19 protein-coding genes are annotated in these 17,182 nt (G+C 59.9%); 13 read left to right on the forward strand and 6 right to left on the reverse strand.

The annotated features are described in order from the left end of the window. Nucleotides 1-11: 11 nt before the first annotated feature. Genes ACQ4OB_RS19155 through ACQ4OB_RS19190 form a run of 8 tightly spaced genes read left to right on the forward strand, consistent with a single transcriptional unit; the run spans nucleotide 12 to nucleotide 6,293 of the window. A complete protein-coding gene (locus tag ACQ4OB_RS19155) occupies nucleotides 12-1,211 on the forward strand; it encodes a PepSY-associated TM helix domain-containing protein (RefSeq protein ID WP_430956256.1) in 1,200 nt (399 codons plus the stop codon). Beyond that, nucleotides 1,208-1,750, forward strand: a complete 543-nt coding sequence (locus ACQ4OB_RS19160) for a thiamine pyrophosphate-binding protein (protein ID WP_430956257.1) — start codon at nucleotides 1,208-1,210, stop codon at nucleotides 1,748-1,750. Before ACQ4OB_RS19155 ends, ACQ4OB_RS19160 begins: the two co-directional genes overlap by 4 nt. Beyond that, nucleotides 1,747-2,076, forward strand: a complete 330-nt coding sequence (locus tag ACQ4OB_RS19165; protein WP_430956258.1) for a hypothetical protein — start codon at nucleotides 1,747-1,749, stop codon at nucleotides 2,074-2,076. The genes ACQ4OB_RS19160 and ACQ4OB_RS19165 overlap by 4 nt, the downstream gene beginning before the upstream one ends. Further along, nucleotides 2,073-2,645 carry a DUF6162 family protein gene (locus ACQ4OB_RS19170; RefSeq protein ID WP_430956259.1) on the forward strand — a complete coding sequence of 191 codons (573 nt, stop codon included), beginning with the start codon at nucleotides 2,073-2,075 and terminating at the stop codon, nucleotides 2,643-2,645. Before ACQ4OB_RS19165 ends, ACQ4OB_RS19170 begins: the two co-directional genes overlap by 4 nt. 35 nt (nucleotides 2,646-2,680) lie before the next feature. Next, complete coding sequence (locus ACQ4OB_RS19175; RefSeq protein ID WP_430956260.1) at nucleotides 2,681-3,607, forward strand: metal ABC transporter substrate-binding protein; 927 nt, start codon at nucleotides 2,681-2,683, stop codon at nucleotides 3,605-3,607. After that, nucleotides 3,604-4,485: a metal ABC transporter ATP-binding protein gene (locus tag ACQ4OB_RS19180; protein WP_430956261.1), complete on the forward strand. Its 882-nt coding sequence runs from the start codon at nucleotides 3,604-3,606 to the stop codon at nucleotides 4,483-4,485. The genes ACQ4OB_RS19175 and ACQ4OB_RS19180 overlap by 4 nt, the downstream gene beginning before the upstream one ends. After that, nucleotides 4,482-5,381: a metal ABC transporter permease gene (locus ACQ4OB_RS19185; RefSeq protein WP_003226663.1), complete on the forward strand. Its 900-nt coding sequence runs from the start codon at nucleotides 4,482-4,484 to the stop codon at nucleotides 5,379-5,381. Before ACQ4OB_RS19180 ends, ACQ4OB_RS19185 begins: the two co-directional genes overlap by 4 nt. Next, a complete protein-coding gene (locus ACQ4OB_RS19190) occupies nucleotides 5,382-6,293 on the forward strand; it encodes a metal ABC transporter substrate-binding protein (protein ID WP_430956262.1) in 912 nt (303 codons plus the stop codon). A 52-nt stretch (nucleotides 6,294-6,345) separates the two neighbouring features. Here the strand turns inward: ACQ4OB_RS19190 and ACQ4OB_RS19195 are convergent, their stop codons facing one another. From ACQ4OB_RS19195 to ACQ4OB_RS19205, 3 genes are all read right to left on the reverse strand, one after another. After that, on the reverse strand, nucleotides 6,346-6,858 hold the full coding sequence (locus tag ACQ4OB_RS19195; protein WP_430956263.1) for a GNAT family N-acetyltransferase: 513 nt from the start codon (nucleotides 6,856-6,858) through the stop codon (nucleotides 6,346-6,348). A 218-nt stretch (nucleotides 6,859-7,076) separates the two neighbouring features. Then, on the reverse strand, nucleotides 7,077-8,402 hold the full coding sequence (locus ACQ4OB_RS19200; protein WP_074878738.1) for an ATP-binding protein: 1,326 nt from the start codon (nucleotides 8,400-8,402) through the stop codon (nucleotides 7,077-7,079). Further along, complete coding sequence (locus tag ACQ4OB_RS19205; protein ID WP_074878741.1) at nucleotides 8,399-9,082, reverse strand: response regulator; 684 nt, start codon at nucleotides 9,080-9,082, stop codon at nucleotides 8,399-8,401. Before ACQ4OB_RS19205 ends, ACQ4OB_RS19200 begins: the two co-directional genes overlap by 4 nt. A 154-nt stretch (nucleotides 9,083-9,236) precedes the next feature. On the opposite strand from ACQ4OB_RS19205, the gene dsbD reads away from it, so the two are divergent. From dsbD to ACQ4OB_RS19225, 4 genes are all read left to right on the forward strand, one after another. Next, a complete protein-coding gene (gene dsbD / locus ACQ4OB_RS19210; protein WP_430956264.1) occupies nucleotides 9,237-10,973 on the forward strand; it encodes a protein-disulfide reductase DsbD in 1,737 nt (578 codons plus the stop codon). Then, a complete protein-coding gene (locus tag ACQ4OB_RS19215; RefSeq protein WP_430956265.1) occupies nucleotides 10,974-11,840 on the forward strand; it encodes a prolipoprotein diacylglyceryl transferase family protein in 867 nt (288 codons plus the stop codon). After that, on the forward strand, nucleotides 11,816-12,589 hold the full coding sequence (dsbG, locus tag ACQ4OB_RS19220) for a thiol:disulfide interchange protein DsbG (protein ID WP_074878746.1): 774 nt from the start codon (nucleotides 11,816-11,818) through the stop codon (nucleotides 12,587-12,589). The genes ACQ4OB_RS19215 and dsbG overlap by 25 nt, the downstream gene beginning before the upstream one ends. Nucleotides 12,590-12,771: 182 nt before the next feature. Further along, the gene (locus ACQ4OB_RS19225; protein WP_430956266.1) at nucleotides 12,772-13,728 is read left to right on the forward strand and encodes a hypothetical protein; all 957 of its coding nucleotides are present in this window, start codon (nucleotides 12,772-12,774) and stop codon (nucleotides 13,726-13,728) included. A 116-nt stretch (nucleotides 13,729-13,844) separates the two neighbouring features. Here ACQ4OB_RS19225 and ACQ4OB_RS19230 read toward each other — a convergent pair whose 3' ends face one another. Continuing rightward, nucleotides 13,845-14,669, reverse strand: a complete 825-nt coding sequence (locus ACQ4OB_RS19230; protein ID WP_074878751.1) for an alpha/beta fold hydrolase — start codon at nucleotides 14,667-14,669, stop codon at nucleotides 13,845-13,847. Between the two features lie 321 nt (nucleotides 14,670-14,990). Between ACQ4OB_RS19230 and ACQ4OB_RS19235 the strand changes: the two genes are divergently transcribed. Continuing rightward, entirely contained in the window at nucleotides 14,991-15,539 is a 549-nt protein-coding gene (locus ACQ4OB_RS19235) for an RNA polymerase factor sigma-70 (protein ID WP_074878754.1), read from the forward strand. 96 nt (nucleotides 15,540-15,635) lie between these two features. On the opposite strand, the gene ACQ4OB_RS19240 is transcribed toward ACQ4OB_RS19235, so the two are convergent. Together ACQ4OB_RS19240 and ACQ4OB_RS19245 are read right to left on the reverse strand one after the other, a co-directional pair. Continuing rightward, complete coding sequence (locus ACQ4OB_RS19240; RefSeq protein WP_074878756.1) at nucleotides 15,636-16,442, reverse strand: substrate-binding periplasmic protein; 807 nt, start codon at nucleotides 16,440-16,442, stop codon at nucleotides 15,636-15,638. Nucleotides 16,443-16,535: 93 nt separating this feature from the next. Further along, nucleotides 16,536-17,162 (reverse strand): TetR/AcrR family transcriptional regulator, encoded by a 627-nt coding sequence (locus ACQ4OB_RS19245; RefSeq protein ID WP_102614784.1) that lies wholly within the window; start codon nucleotides 17,160-17,162, stop codon nucleotides 16,536-16,538. Nucleotides 17,163-17,182 lie beyond the last annotated feature (20 nt).

The raw sequence follows: 17,182 nt of genomic DNA on the forward strand, positions 1-17,182 counted from the left end.
GACCTTTAATCATGTCGAAGAAATCCCGTTCAAAACTCTGGTTTCTGGTCCATAGCTGGCTGGCATTGCCGATCTGGTTTTTCGTACTGATCGTGTGCGTGACCGGCACCCTGGCGGTGGTTAGCCAGGAAATCGTCTGGCTGGCCAACCCGCAGATGCGCGCCAGCCAACCCTCGGACAATGCACCTCTGCTCAGCTATGACCAGATCATTGCTGCGATCAAAAAGGCTGAGCCCAATACTCTGGTTGAGGCCATCAGTCGACCCGATGAATCGCACTTCGCCCTCGACGTGGACGTCAGCTACCCCGACGGTCGCTCGGTGACGGTTTACGTCAACCCCTACAGCGGCGTCATTCAGGGCACGGCGCCGCAGTTCAATTTCAAGGCGTTTACCCGTGCGCTGCATGGCTGGTGGCTGGTGCCGTTCACCAATGGTTACAGCTGGGGCTGGTACCTGGTGTCGTTTCTCAGCCTGCCATTGCTGGCTTCGTTGGTCACCGGGCTGGTGGTCTACAAGCGCTTCTGGAAAGGCTTCTTGCGACCGACGTTGCGCATTCGTCACGGTGCCCGGATTTTCTGGGGCGATTTTCATCGCCTCAGCGGCATCTGGTCGATCTGGTTCATCGCGGTAATTTCCATCACCAGCACCTGGTTCCTGATTCAGGCGTTCATGTTCGATAACCAGATCTCGATCAGCACCGCGCCGGTGACGGCTGTGGTCCCGCGTGAAAGTGTCCCGCTGACGGCCGACGGTTCACCAGCGCCGATGATCAGCCTGGAGACGGCAATCCGCGAAGCCAAGGAACGTATTCCCGGCCTGGACGACAGCTTTGTCAGCCTGCCCGCCAATGCTTATAGCTACCTCTCGGTGGGCGGGCGCAGTTGGTATCCGCTGATGTTCCAGACCGCCGACATCAATCCGTACACCGGCGACATCGCCGCCACCCGCCTGTTGTCGGACCGTTCCGGCCTGGAGTTGGTGACCGAATCCATGCGTCCGCTGCACACCGGCGACTTCGGTGGCATCTGGATCAAATTGATCTGGTTCTTCTTCGGCCTGATCCTGAGCATGATGGTGCTCAGCGGCCTGTTGATCTGGACCAAACGCACCGCCCTGGCCACGGCCAATGCCCTCAAGCGCAGCCATAAACGCCCGCGCAACCAGGCCGCTGCGGTTGCGAGCCATGAAACCACGGAGGTCAGCCAATGAGTCTGTTCATCGCTGATAAACCGGGCTCGAAACTGAGCCGTTTCTGGCACAAATGGCGCTTCCACATCAACGTACTGCTGTTGCTGGTGCCGCTGGGGTTCATGCCCAAGTACTTCGCCGATGCTGCGCTGTTTCGCGGTGACACCGGCCTGGGCGAGCGGGAAATCGGCGAGGTTCAGGTGGGGCCCTGGAGCCTTCGCCTGGCCGAGTTGCGCAACGACGCCCCGACCCTCGATGGTCCGGCCGGCTACATGAAGAGCTTCAACGCGGCGTTGTGCGACAGCTGTCGCGATCAGGTCAAGGCGACATACCTGCGCATCGGCAAACCTCGCAGTCTGCGCGCTGCCGGGGTGATTTTCTTCGGCACGCCATACCGCATGGGCGCGATATTGCCGATCCCCGAGAAGACTAAAACCGACGCCGAACTGTGGATCACCATGGAAGGCTGGGATGGCGCGATGCATCAGGCTTCCATCCCCCTGAGCCAGGCATCCCCGGCCACCCTCGCCTGGCTGAACCAACAAGGAGGCAAGCCATGATTAACGTTATACGTCCTCTGAGCGCCGCGCTGCTGGTGCTCTGCGCCGGTTTCAGCGCCAGCGCCCTGGCCCACAACCCGATGTGCGAATGCAAAGCCATCGACGCCGAGCAGATAAAATGCACCGGCGGCTTCTCCGACGGCAGCGGCGCGCCGGGGGTGACCCTGGACGTGATCGGCTACGACGAAACAATCCTGGTTCCGGGCAAACTCGGCGCCGATTCGACCCTGACGTTCAAGAAGCCCGGCGCCGAGTTCTATGTGCTGTTCGATGCCGGCCCCGGCCACGTCGTCGAAATCGACCAAGCGGACATTCAAGCCCCATGAGTACGCCAACCACGCAAGTCGTCCGCCCGGCCGGTGCTGGCCATGAAAGCCTCTTTGTGTTGCTGTTGTGCCTGATGATCCTTGCGGTTGCCGGCTCGGTGGTCGCGTGGCGCAGTGAGTCCCAGGAAGTCAGCAGCGTTGGCAGCCATCAACTGGATGCCCGTCGTGACTTGAGCGCGTCCGAGCAAGGCATCTACGCCGACCTGCGGGTGACGCTCGACGAAATTCATCTGTTACGTCAGGAGCAACAGGCGCTACCCGCCCCTGCCGCCCTCGCCGATGAGGGTTTTGCGCCGTTCGCCCAGGACGCCAGTTCGGTCAGCCGCGGCGGTCATGCCTGGCAATTGCTCGACGCCAAGGCTTACTTCGGCCAGAGCCAGGCGCCCACCGTGGCGGGTTCGTTTCTGATGCGCTTGAGCGCTGACGACGATGCGCCGGACGTCTGGCTCAACCGCGGCAACGCCCTCGCGGCCCCGACCGATCTCACCGACGCCGCGCTGGAAAGCGCCGGCTGGCAGCAGATCGTCGCGCAATTCGATGCCGGCGTGACACGCCAGCACCGGCACTGAACCCTCGCCTTCACCCGAGAGAAGACCGCTTTCCCATGCCTATTTCATCTCAACGTTGTTTCTTGCGCCTGATATTGGTCGGCTTACTGGCTTGCCTGCTGACTCCGCTGGCCAGTGCCGACGAAGCCAAGCGCCTGCGCATCGGCATCACCCTGCACCCTTACTACAGCTACGTGGCGAACATCGTCGGTGACAAGGCGGAGGTGGTACCGCTGATTCCGGCCGGTTTCAACCCGCATGCCTACGAGCCGCGCGCCGAAGACATCAAGCGCATCAGCGGGCTGGACGTGGTCGTGCTCAACGGTGTCGGTCATGACGACTTCGCCGACCGCATGATCGCCGCCAGCGAAACCCCGAAAATCCCGGTGATCGAAGCCAACGAAAACGTGCCGTTGCTGGCCGCCACCGGCACCGCCGCTCGCGGTGCCGGCAAGGTCGTAAACCCGCACACCTTCCTGTCGATCAGTGCCTCGATTGCCCAGGTCAACAACATCGCCCGGGAACTGGGCAAGCTCGACCCGGCCAACGCCAAGACCTACACCCAGAACGCCCGCGCCTACGGCAAGCGCCTGCGGCAGATGCGCGCCGATGCCCTGGCGAAACTGACCCAGGCACCGAACGCCGAACTGCGAGTAGCCACGGTTCACGCGGCTTATGACTATTTGCTGCGCGAATTCGGCCTGGAAGTGACGGCTGTGGTCGAACCGGCGCACGGCATCGAACCGAGCCCGAGCCAGCTGAAAAAGACCATCGATCAACTGCGTGAACTGGACGTGAAAGTGATCTTTTCGGAGATGGATTTCCCGTCCACCTACGTCGAGACCATCCAGCGTGAATCCGGGGTGAAGCTGTACCCGCTGTCGCACATTTCGTATGGCGAATACACCGCCGACAAGTACGAAAAGGAAATGACCGGCAACCTCGACACGGTGGTTAGGGCGATTCAGGAGTCGGGTAAATGACCGCGAAAGAAACCATCACCGCACAAACCCCCTCCCTGACTGATCCCGAATCCCCTGTGGGAGCGGCGGTGCGACGATTCGACTTGCTCGCGAAGGCGTCCAGTCAGTCGCCATCATCCTTGAATGACACACCGCAATCGCGAGCAGGCTCACTCCTACAGGGTTCGGGGCCGACGCTGGATTTTGCGCAGGTCAGTTTGACGCTGGGGCGCACGACAATCCTCGACAACGTGACCTTCCAGGTCCAGCCCGGCAGCGTGCATGCGCTGGTCGGCCCCAACGGTGGCGGCAAGAGTTCGCTGATCAAGACCTTGCTTGGGCAGATGCCGCATCAGGGTCGCTTGAGCCTGCAATGGCCCGGCACACCGGGAACCATCGGTTACGTACCCCAAGCCCTGGAATTCGATCGGGGGTTGCCGATGACCGTCGATGATTTCATGGCTGCGATGTGCCAGCGGCGTCCGGCGTTCCTCGGCTTGAGCAAACACTACGCCGCCGCCATTGGCGAAGCCCTGGAACGGGTCGGCATGCAGGACAAACGCAAGCGGCGCATGGGTGCGTTGTCGGGTGGTGAACGGCAACGGGTATTGCTGGCTCAAGGATTGATTCCGGTGCCGCAATTGTTGGTTTTGGATGAACCGATGTCGGCGCTCGACGAGGCCGGCATTCAGGTGTTCGTACGGCTGCTCGGTGACTGGCGCCAGAGCGGCATCACCGTGCTGTGGATCGAGCATGATCTGGAAGCTGTGGGTCGTCTGGCGGATCGCGTCACCGGGCTCAATCGCCGGGTGCTGTTCGATGCCACGCCGAAACAGGCTCTGACCCCGGAATGCCTGCTGACCCTGTTCTCCACTCATCCACGGAGCGCTGTGCAATGAGTTATGAAGCCTTTCGTTTGATGGTCCAGGGTTGGGCCTCGTCGGGTTATCTACCCGAGGCGCTGGCCTATGGATTCGTGGTCAATGCATTGCTTGCCGGCTTGCTGATCGGCCCGGTGCTGGGCGGTTTGGGGACACTGGTGGTGGTCAAGCGCTTCGCGTTTTTCTCCGAAGCGGTGGGCCACGCGGCGCTGACCGGCGTAGCCATCGGCATTTTGCTGGGCGAACCCTACACCGGGCCTTACGGCAGCCTGTTCGGCTACTGCTTGTTGTTCGGCATCTTGCTGAACTACCTGCGCAACCGCACGGGTCTGGCGCCGGATACCTTGATCGGCGTGTTCCTTTCCGTGTCATTGGCGCTGGGTGCCAGTCTGCTGCTGATTCTGGCGGGCAAGATCAACGTTCACATCCTCGAAAACGTGTTGTTCGGTTCGGTGCTGACCGTCAACGGCAATGACCTGCTGGTGTTGGCCATCGTCGGTTCGCTGGTCATGGCCCTGGCCTTGCCGCTGTATAACCGCATCATGCTGGCCAGTTTCAATCCGCAACTGGCGGCGGTCCGTGGCGTGGCGGTGAAGACCCTGGATTACCTGTTTGTGATTCTGGTGACCCTGATCACCGTGGCGGCGGTGAAAGTCATCGGCGCGATTCTGGTCGGTGCCCTGCTGGTGATTCCGGCGGCAGCGGCGCGATTGCTGAGTCAGTCGCTGAAGGGCTTCTTCTGGTGTTCGGTACTGATCGCTACGGTCAGCACGCTGTGCGGGATTCTCGCGCCGATTGTCTTCGACCTGCCTATCCCGTCCGGCGCCGCGATCATTCTGGTGGCTGGTATCGCCTTCGCTCTCGCCGCCATTGCCCGTGGCGTTGTCCCCAGCCTGAAAGGGAATCTCGGATAAATGTCTTTTACTTTGCGCCAATTGACCTTGGCCGTAGCCCTGTGCGGGCTGGTCAACACAAGCTTTGCAACTGACAGCGCCAAACCGTTGCGCGTGCTGGCGTCCTTGCCGATCACTTATGGTCTGGGCGAAGTCTTGCTCAAGGGCACCGACGTCAACCTCGAACGTGCCGCGCCGGCGAACCTGCCCGGCAGCCGTCAGACCGCGTACTTCACGGGACGTGGCGCTCCGGCGCTGGCCAAACTGGCGATCGACGCCGATGCGGTGATTGGCCTGCGTTCGCTGTGGGCGGATGATCCGCTTTACCCGATCTCCCGGCGTAGCAACATCCGCATCGTCGAGGTCGACGCCGCGCGCCCGGTGGACGGCGCCCTGCCCGGCATCGCCGTGCAGCCTGGCAACAAGGTCGATGGGTTGAACAGTCAGCCGTGGTTTTCCAGCAACAACATGGGACGGATGGCGGACGTGATGGCGGCGGACCTGGTGCGCCTGGCGCCCGAGGCCAAGCCGAAGATCGAGGCCAACCTGGCGGCGCTCAAACAGCGTTTGCTCAAGTTCAGCGCCGACAGCGAAGCGCGGCTGGCCAGTACCGACAACCTCAGCGTGATGAGCCTGAGCGATCACTTTGGCTATCTGATTGGCGGCCTCAACCTGGAGCTGATCGGCCTCGATGCGCGGCCGGATACCGAGTGGACACCTGAAGCGCTCAAGCAATTGGGCGCGACACTCAAGGACAATGAGGTGGCGGTGGTGTTGCACCATCGCCAGCCGTCGGAGGCGGTGAAAGCGGTGATTGCCGAGGCAGGGAGTCGGTTGGTGGTGTTGAGTGTGGATGCGGAGGATCCGGTGGCCGAGCTGGAAGGGAATGTGGATTTGCTGATCAAGAGGTTGAGCGGCGAGCCTTCGGCCTGAGATCAAAAGATCGTCCGAAGGCTCGGGCCGTGTTCGGACGATCTTTTGACGTTCAAAAACCAAAAAGCCCGCTGACCTTTCTATGAAGGGGGGGCAGTGCTTTGTGCATGGGAATGGCGTGGAGCCCGGCTACGGCGAAGGTTTCAGCGCAAGGCTGGTAACCCAGATGACGGTAAAAGGCTTCGCTGGTGCGGGTGCTGTTGAGTCGTGCCTGATGCAAACCCTGATCGGTCAACCAGCGCTCAAGGTCGCGCACCAGCGCTTGCCCGGCCCCACGACGAAAGCATTCCGGTTGCACGTAACAAAACGCCACTTTGCCGCTGATCGCAGCCATCGCGACGCCGACCGGTTTGTCCTGCAACAGAGCGATGTTCAGGTACAACCGCTCGTCGGTGAGCCAGGGCTGCACGTGTTCGATGGTTTTGTTGTGGGTCCAGGTGGCAACGATGAGTGGATCGTTGCGATGGTCGAGCGCACAACCCACGCGAATGGAGCGCTCGACGATCCGGCTGATGATGCCGGCGTCGGCGGGGGTTGCCTTGCAAATGTGAAGGGATGCATCCATGGCGCTGTTACCTCAATCCATTGAGTCAAAGCTGCTGCCGGGGACGATAGCGCTGCGGCGAGTGGGTGGCTAATGGAGAGACGTTACATTTGGTGTGCAACACAAAGCTAATGTGGGAGCGAGCCTGCTCGCGAAGGCGGCAGCACATCCAGCATTGATGTGACTGACAGATCGCTTTCGCGAGCAGGCTCGCTCCCACAGGGGGATTTTTGTGCTTGTTAGATAGGTTGCAACGGCATGGTCAGTTCGACTCGCAACCCGTCCGGCCGGCTGTCGAAATGCAACGTACAGCCGCAACGCTGGACAATCGCCTGGACAATCGCCAGCCCCAGGCCGCAGCCGGTGCTCTGGCCGTTGCGCCAGAAGCGTTGGGTCAAATGCTGCAGATCGTCTTCGGCAATGCCCGGCCCATGATCGCGAACCAGGAACTGCACGCGATTGCCGGTGGTTTCCAGGCTCAGTTCCACCGCGCCGTCGCCCGGGGTATGCCGCAGCGCGTTGTCCAGCAGGTTACGTAGCGCGGCAATCGACAGCACCGCGGGCATTTGCACCGGGGCGTGGGAGATTTTCGGCGGCAGCTGAAATTTGATCCGCTGACGATCACCGCTGGCGGCGTCCTGAATTGCCAGTTTCGCCACCTGCTCGGCGCTACATTGCACGCCGTCATCAAACGACAGACTGCCCTCGACCCGCGCCAGCAACAGCAATTGTTCAAGGGTCCGGTGCAGGCGGTCGGCGCCCTCTTCGGCCCGGGCCAGGGATTGATCGCGGGCCGCGCCGTCGGTCATGCGCGCCACTTGCAGGTGGGTCTTGATCGCTGTCAGCGGGCTGCGCAATTCATGGGCGGCGTCACCGGTCAGGCGGCGCTCGCGTTCGATGGTCTTGCCTATCCGTTGGAACAGCTGATTCTGGGTGTCCAGCAACGGTTGCAGTTCGCTGGGCAGCGGCTGGATTTGCAAAGGTTCGAGAGAATCGGCGCTACGGCGCATCAAGGCGTCACGCATACGATTGAGCGGCGCCAGCCCCTGGCCGATTCCCAGCCAGAGCAGGCATAGGCAGCCCAGCAACGCCACGCCCACCGGCACCGAAGCGGCCAGCAGGATCGACATGTTCAGCGCCTCACGTTCGATCTGCCGATCAGCGGTGGTGATGCGCACGTCGCCGCGGGCCAGGGTGAAACTGCGCCACGGTGCACCGTCGATCATCTGGTCGTGGAAGCCCATTTTCTCGGCTTCGAGGGTTTGTTGCGGATCGGTGTGACTGCGGGCGAGGATTTCGCCACGCAATGAACTGACCTGGCAGGCCATGCCACCGGGGAGGTTCAGTTGTTCAGCACTGAAATGGGTGCCCTCGCCCTTGCTCGGCAATGGCGGCAATTGTTCCATCAGGCCGGCGACCATTCGTGCCGAGGCCACCAACCGCTGGTCGAGGGAAAACATCATCTGATTGCGCAGGTCGCTGAGCATCCAGGCTGCCGCCAAGGCCCAGATCAGCGCAAAAGCGGCGCCGAGTGTCAGGCTCAGGCGCAAACGCAGGCTCATCACTTTTTCAATTCCTCTGCACCATCAGCCGGCCCCAGGCGATAGCCCAGGCCGCGCACTGTCTCGACAATGCCATTGCCGAGTTTGCGTCGCAGGTGATGGATATGCACGTTGAGGGCGTTGCTTTCCAGTTCATCGTTGAAACCGTAGACGCTGTCTTTGAGTTGCTCGGTGGACAGCACCCGGCCCCGATTATGCAGCAAGGCCTGCAACAACGACTGCTCACGACGGGAAAGGTCCACCGGCTGGCCGCCAAGCATGGTTTCGCGGCTGCTCGGGTCGTAAGTCAGGCGACCATGTTCGATCAAGTTGACGCTGCGTCCGGCCACTCGTCGCAGCAAGGTATGCAGGCGCGCGGCGAGTTCGCGCAGGTCGAAAGGCTTGAGCAAGTAATCGTCGGCGCCGGCCTGCAAGCCGTCGACGCGGTCGGTGACTGAATCCCGGGCGGTGAGGATCAGCACCGGGATTTCCAGACCGCTGTGACGCAATTGCTGCAACAGCTTCAGGCCATCTTCATCGGGCAGACCGAGGTCGAGCACCATCACATCGAACTCGGCGACCTTGAGCATCGCCCGGGCCGACGAGGCAGTGGCGACATGCTCTACCGTCAGGCCCTGAGCGGTGAGGCCGGCGACAATGCCGCTGGCGATCAACTCATCGTCTTCGCAAACCAGTACGTGCATGGTGAGACCTGTTGAAAAAAAGGTGAGTAGGCCGGAGGCCGATTAAGCGGACATTATGCCGCAAGCGCCATTGCCACAAGGCCACTGTGGTTAATCATCGGTTAATCGCCGCCTCCCATTGTGCACCTCACTTGCACAGGGATAAGGCTTACCCATGCGTCGACTGTTTTTGTTTTTTGCTCTCTTGATCTCGGGCGTGGCCCAGGCAGGGACCAATCCGTTCGAGACCAAACCTGATTTTTTGCCGGTGGAAAAAGCGTTCGTCTTCACGTCCGAGCGTCTTGAGTCGGGCGAAACCCAGCTCTATTGGCAGATCGCCGACGGCTATTACCTGTATCAGAAACGCCTGAAGTTCGATGGCTTGCCCGCTGAGCAGCATCCCGCGTTACCTGAAGGCGAAGCGCACAGCGATGAGTTCTTCGGCGAACAGCAGGTCTATCGCCAGGGTCTGGAACTGAAGATTGCGGCCGGTGCCACCGGGCAAATCAAAGTGGGCTTCCAGGGCTGTGCCGACGCTGGCTTGTGTTATCCGCCGCACACTCAGGTCGTGGATCTGGGCGGTACCTCCGCTATCGCTGCGACAGACGAAGCACCGGACCAAGCCCTGGCCAGCGGCCTGCAACAACGGGCGCTGGGCTGGAGCTTGCTGGTGTTCTTTGGTCTGGGGCTGTTGCTGGCCTTCACGCCTTGCTCGTTACCGATGCTGCCGATTCTGGCGGGTTTGATCGTCGGTAGTGGCGCCACACCCAAACGCGGTTTCGCCTTGGCCACCAGCTATGTCGTGAGCATGGCGCTGGTGTATGCGGCGATGGGCGTGCTGGCGGCAATGCTCGGGGCAAATTTGCAGGCGTTGTTGCAAAACCCTTGGTTGCTGGGCAGTTTCGCTGCGGTGTTTGTGTTGCTGGCATTGCCGATGTTCGGTTTCTTCGAGTTGCAACTGCCGGTGGCCGTGCGTGATCGACTGGAAAATGTCTCGCGCAATCAGCGTGGCGGCAGCCTGTTCGGGGCCGGAGTGTTGGGCGCCTTGTCCGGTTTGCTGGTGGGGCCGTGCATGACCGCCCCGCTGGCGGGCGCCTTGCTCTACATCGCGCAAAGCGGCAATGCGCTGCATGGCGGGCTGATTCTGTTCGCCATGGGCATCGGCATCGGTGTGCCGCTGCTGCTGTTGGTCACCGTCGGCAATCGCTTCCTGCCCAAACCCGGTGCGTGGATGAACCTGCTCAAGGGTGTGTTCGGCTTCCTGTTCCTCGCCACCGCATTGCTGATGCTGCGCCCGGTGCTGGACGAATCACTGTGGATTGGTTTGTGCGGTGGGTTGCTGCTGATTGCCGCGTACAGCGCCTGGAAGCAATCGGAGGGTTTCGGTCGCGTCGCTCATGTGTTCGGCGCCAGCTCACTCTTGTTGGGTGTGTGGGGCAGCCTGTTGATGATCGGTGCCGCCGGTGGCAGCGACGACTTGATGAAGCCTTTGCAGGTCTACAGCGCTTCGAACTCGAGCAGCGCCGCCTATCCGGTCGGCCATGACGCATTCACCACGATCAAGGACCCGACAGCTCTGCAACGGGAGCTCGATGCGGCACAGGCTCAGGGCCAATGGGTCTTGCTGGACTACTACGCCGACTGGTGCGTGTCGTGCAAGGTCATGGAAAAACAGGTGTTCGGCAAAGCCCACGTACTGGAGGCCTTGAGCGATGTGCGCTTGCTACGGCTGGACGTCACCGCCGACAATGCCGCCAGCCGCGAACTGCTCGGCCGTTATAAAGTGCCGGGGCCACCGAGCCTGCTGTGGATCGGTGCCGACGGCATCGAGCGTCGGAGCCAGCGCATCACCGGTGAAGTCGATGCCGGCACCTTCCTGCAACGCTGGACCACTACCCGAGACGCCCATTAAATGCTGACTTTTACTCTCGGCACTTTTGCCATCGCGCTTAATCACCTGCTGCTGATCAGCGCCCTGGCGCTGGCGACTTTCGTCGGCTGGCGGGTGGCCAAACGCGGCGGCGAGAATCCGGAGTCGGTGCTGTTCAGCCTGTTCCTGCTGGGCTTGGTGGCTGCCCGGGTCGGTTTCGTGGCCGTTTACTGGGCCCATTATCGCGACGATCCCTGGCAGATCATCGACCTGCGCGACGGCGGTTTCCTCGCCTGGCCCGGTGTGATCGTGCTGCTACTTGCGGCGTTGTATCGAGGCTGGCGTCGCCCGGGCTTGCGCCGGCCGTTGGGCTTTGGCGTGGCCAGTGGCCTGGCGTTCTGGTTGCTGGCGACCTTCTCCCTGACTATTTACGAACAAGGCACGCGCCTGCCGGAAATCACCCTGCGCAATGCCGCCGGTGAAACCGTGCAACTGGCCGATTACCAGGGCGGCCCGTTGGTGATCAATCTCTGGGCCACCTGGTGTCCGCCGTGCCGTCGGGAAATGCCGGTACTGGAAAACGCCCAGCAACACCGCCCGGACCTGACGTTCCTGTTCGTCAATCAGGCTGAAAGCATGCAAAGTGTCAGTACGTTTCTGGAAACCCAAGGCCTGAGCCTCTCCAACGTGCTGTTCGACGGCAGTGGCCGATTGGGTCAGGCCGTCGGCTCCATGGCGTTGCCGACTACGCTGTTCTATAGCCCCGAAGGTCGCCTGTTGGGCAGCCATCTGGGTGAGCTGTCGGAAGCGAGCCTGGCCCGCGCCCTGGAAAACTTCGACACCCCGAATCCTGCCGTACCGGCCACCTCTTCAAGGAAATTGCCATGCCCCGCCTCCGCCACCTGCTGACGTTGACCCTGGGCGCTGCCCTGCTGCATTTACCCTCAGTGCAGGCCGCCGAAGAATTGCCCGAAGCGATCAAGAAAATCGAAGCCAAGGGCGCGAAAATCGTCGGCCAATTCGACGCGCCCGATGGCCTGCGCGGTTATGCGGCGCAGTACCAGAACCGGGGCATGGCGTTGTACCTGACCCCGGATGGCAAGCACGTGCTGCTCGGCAATCTGTACGATGCCGACGGCAACGACCTGAGCAGCGCACCGTTGCAGAAGCTGGTTTATGCACCGATGGCCAAGGAAATCTGGGGCAAGATGGAAGCCAGCAACTGGATCGCCGACGGGAAGGACGATGCACCGCGGATCGTGTACCTGTTCAGCGATCCGAACTGCCCTTATTGCAACGTGTTCTGGGAGCAGGCGCGGCCATGGGTCAAGGCGGGCAAGGTGCAGCTGCGGCACATCATGGTCGGCATCATTCGCGAAGACAGTCCAGGGAAATCGGCTGCATTGCTGGCCGCCAAGGATCCGCAGAAAGCGCTGGAAGACCATGAGAAGTCAGGCAAGAAGAGCTCGCTGAAAGCCCTGAAGGACGTGCCCCCGGCGATTCAGGCGAAACTGGCGGCGAACATGCAGTTGATGGAAGACCTGGAGCTGCAGGCCACCCCGGCGATTTTCTACATGGACGGCAAGGGCGAGCTGCAACAACAGCAAGGCGCGCCGTCGCCGGATAAGTTGGTGCAAATTCTCGGGCCACGCACCTGACATTCCCAACTTATAGCCAAGCCCCCCCTGCCCGCTGACCGCATACGCAGGGGGATAAGTTCCCCTGAATCATCTTTGCGGCAACTTTAATATTCCGTAGCACTCCCGACGAGACATCAATAAAACAATCATTTACCTTTCTGAAAACGAAGGACCTCGACATACAGAAAGGACACTAAAACATGAACTTCCTCACCGACGAAATGCGTAACTTTGAGCGCAGCGCCGACATTACAGAGCTCAGCATATCGGCAACCATCCAGAACAAATCATTTGCGGGCACCGACGACAAAATCTATATAAGCATGGGTCACCATGAAAACAAGCAATTATTTTGCGACGCCCCTAGAGCGGGCCAGTCCATCACTGTCGACATAGATATTCCCCGCCTCTTCGGCAAGCAAAGTATTCATATCAGCGAACTGAATAATATTTCACTATATCAACTTCCAGTCGAGCATCCGATCGCCAGCGATGATTGGGAGCTGGAGTCACTGATACTGACCGCCAACCGTATTTTTACCAATACATCCTTTAAGAAAATCCACCAATGGCTCTCCAACCACTCCGTTAACTTACAGCAAATATGGGCCGGACAAATATCGTGGTCCGAGTGGGTCAACACCGACTACCGCCCCATAGATGTGAACACCCAGACCTACCCCGTTCGCTGGTTGCCGTGGATCGGCGACCTTCGGTCGTGGCGGACTTATGATCCATCAAAAATCGATGGTGTAGGCCAGCTGGTTGGAATGATTGACGGAAAACTGGTGGGCGAACGTTTGAAAAGTCGACAGACCGAAATCCTGAACGTCAACGGTTCCCATGACAGTTACACCTGGGTGTACACTCCCGAAGGTTCGATTATCTATAAGCTTTGGAAGCACGAAGCACGTAACTATTATATAAGACACAGCCAACTGGGCGGTGGCAGACCCGTTATATGTGCGGGTGAATTCAGACTGGATAATATTCAGGACCGCTCAGGCATTCGTGATGTCATCGGACTGGTAAATGACGCGTCCGGGCATTACATTCCGGATGGCGGTGCATGTTTAAAGTACGTAGAAGAAAAACTCCGAGGCCTGGGAATTAATACTGACCATACTGAATGGCGTTGGCACAACTCATTTCCGTAACGCTACATTCACCCAGCTCATTGTTTTATAAATAGTCCCAGCACACCTGAACCTTCGGTAACGCCTACCGAGTTACTCACACCGAAGGTTCGGGCCGCGCTCTAACAATCTTTTTATCAAGTGTCACACGAACTCCTGTCTGCCAGGAACACCAGCAAGGCCTTAGTAACAAACTGCGGATTCTCCAAATTGGAGATATGCCCCGCCTCTGGCACCAATACATACGGGCATCCGATCAACCCGGCCATCTCCCTCGTTTCCGATGGCGGCCGCGGTTTGTCTTGATCGCCGCACATCAGCAGCGTGGTATCAGGATCCAACTCGCCCAGTCGCGGCAACAAATCGTCCCGCCCAAACGTAATCCGCCCCATCGGCACGATGCTCTCGCGCAGACGCTCCGGCGGCAGCGCGGCCAGTTGGGCGCGGAAGTCCTGGTACAGCGCCGACTGCGGATCGATGCCCGGACGGAAGAAGATCGGCACGACGATGTCGAGCAGCTGCGGTGCGATCACGCCGGTATCTTCGATCTGTTTGAACAGCGAGAAGTAGTATTGGCGAGTCGGTTCCGGCTCGACGCCGACGTAGGTGTCCATCAGCACCAGACCATTGATCCGCTGCGACGCCGACAGCGCCAGACGCACGCCCCACATGCCGCCGACCGACAGACCGACCAGCGTGACACGGTCGATGTCCAGGTGATCGAGCAACGCCAGTGCCTGGCGCGCAATGTCATCCAGCGATTGCGTGCCGTGGGGTAGCGGCCCGGATTCACCATGGCCCCAGAGGTCCAGAGCAATCACCCGGTATTGCTGGGACAGGGCGGCAATCTGCGGCGCCCACATGGCCTGGTCCCACAGGTAACTGCCGGCCAGCAGAACGGCTGGGCCGGTGCCTTGATCAGTGTAGTGAAGGGGTTGTCCATCAACCGTAACGAAGGGCATTGACTGTCTCCTTTGTGAATTGCGATCCACCCAAAAAAGCACAGGCAGCCTGAGCCGGTCCGAAGCGACAGTCAACGCGCAAATCCGCGCAAATTTCGGTGACGCCATCGCAGCGGAACCATGTACTCCGGCATTTCAGTGCGCAGGCGCTACTTGATTAACCCAGCGTGTCGCAGTTCTCACTCTGCACCTCAAAGGGGCATTAGTTCTAATTCTCATTTGACAATAATTATCATTAATAATAATTTGTTGCTCGACGTGTTGGACGGCTCAGCCCCCGCTTGCCGTCCCGCCAACCTATTTGGAGCAAGGTGATTTCCAATGACGGAACAAGTGTCCACAAGCAGGTGCGATTCACCGCTACTTCAAGTATTCGTCGACAATCGACTGATTCTGGTCAAGATTGCCGCCCGCATTACCGGCTGCCGATCGCGTGCTGAAGACGTGGTGCAGGATGCGTTCTTCCGACTGCAATCAGCGCCGCAGATCACGTCCTCGTTCAAGGCTCAGATGAGCTACCTGTTCCAGATCGTGCGCAACCTGGCAATCGATCACTACCGCAAACAGGCGCTGGAGCAGAAGTATTCAGGATCTGAGGAGGAAGGCCTGAACGTGGTGATTCAAGGTGCTTCACCGGAAACCTCGCACATCAACTTCTCGACGCTGGAACACATCGCCGACGCGCTGACCGAGCTGCCTAGCCGCACCCGCTACGCCTTCGAGATGTACCGCCTGCACGGCGTGCCGCAAAAAGACATCGCCAAGGAGCTTGGCGTCTCGCCGACGCTGGTGAACTTCATGATTCGCGATGCATTGGGGCACTGCCGCAAGGTGTCGGGGAGTCGTGTGGATACCTTTGCCCGTCGCTAAGACCTGTAATCTGCCTTCTACTTGAACTTGCAGCGCGGGCTCTCGAGTCAGGTGCAGCTGAATCAGCGGCTGCCCTTCAAGGCTGAGACACAGATCTCAGGTACCCGGAACCGGCACCACGGCGATCTTGTAGGGATCGAAAATCTTCAGCAGTTGGCCATTGTCCCGCAACCCTTGCAGCAATTTGCCGAAAGCCTCGCCAGTGATCGGTGCGGCCGGCCGGAGGATGGCGTAGTGGTGATAGATCTGGTCGATACGCTGGGACACCAGCAGCTGATCGGCGACTTTCTCGTTACGCAGCAGGTAATCGCTCAGATAGGAGCGCGTCACCAGGGCAACGTCGGCACGCCCACGCAGCACCATCAGCAGGTTGCTGTCGTGGGAATACGTCAACGTTGCATCGTAGTTTTGCGCGAGGAATTTTGGATCGGCATTGAAGTTGGCGAATTCATAGTGATAGCCGCTGAACAGCGCCAGGCGCTTGCCGGCGAGGTCGGCAAAATAATTCTGCTGGCGAACCGGCTGGCCATCGGGCTGGCGTTGCGCGACAAAAATCTCGGCGTCTTCCAGCCCCATGTCGACGGTGGTGTGCGGGATGTCCTTCCAGCCCCAGTCCGGGTTCTCGAAAATCGCCATGTCCACCCGGCCTTGCTTGAAGTCGCCGAAACGTCGGGGAATGGAAGTCGGCACCAACACAAACTGATAGTCGCTCTGCAAGGCATTGAGTGCCTCGACCAACTGCGGCAGCAAACCGGTGTCGGCACCGGATTCCGGGCGCACGGTATAAGGGGGAAAATGTGCGGCACCGACCCGAACCAGCTGTGCAGCCTGGGACGGAACCATGCATAACAGCGCAAGCGTCGCCAGCAAAAGCCGCGAAACCGTCCGAATTGGCGAAGACATCAAAACAACCCACTCCCCAAAAAAAACGCCTCAATGCATTCAAGCTAGGCGGTTTCGGCTACTTAGCCAGTTTTCTTCTGTTTCAAAACAAACTTACTGCTTTTCTTCCAGCACCAGAATCAATGCCTCATCGGCCAATTGATCGAGGCTCATGCTGCCGCCTGCGCGAAACCAGGTGGTGGTCCAGGACAACGCCCCGGTCAGAAAACGGCGGGTAATGAACACATCGCCGCGAATAAAACCGGCCTGCTTGGCTTCGCCCAGCACCTGAAGCCAGAGTTCTTCATAAATGTCGCGCAGCGCCAGCACTTGCGCCTGCCCGTCTGCGGACAGCGAGCGCCACTCATATACCAATACCGCCATGGCCTCGCCGCTGCCGCCCATGATCGACTGCAATTCACAACGAATCAGCGCCAATACCCGCTCGCGCACACTGTCGGCTTCTGCCAAGGCTGCACGCATCAACGCAGTGTTATAGCGAATAGTTTCTTCCATCACCGCCCGCAGGATCTCGTCCTTGCTTTTGAAGTGATGGAAAATGCTGCCGGACTGAATCCCCACGGCGCCGGCCAGATCGCGCACGGTGGTGCGTTCGTAACCTTTGTTGCGGAACAGGTGAGCCGCCACTTGCAGCAGTTTGCCGCGGGCGCTGTCCGGGTCGGTCAATTGGCCGCTGTCGACCAATTCGCGCATCACCCTCAGGGCTTTTTGCTCGTCCACCCGTTCTCTCCTACAGTCGA

This window comes from Pseudomonas sp. ES4 (genome assembly GCF_050586665.1).
Taxonomy (GTDB): Bacteria; Pseudomonadota; Gammaproteobacteria; order Pseudomonadales; family Pseudomonadaceae; genus Aquipseudomonas; species Aquipseudomonas frederiksbergensis.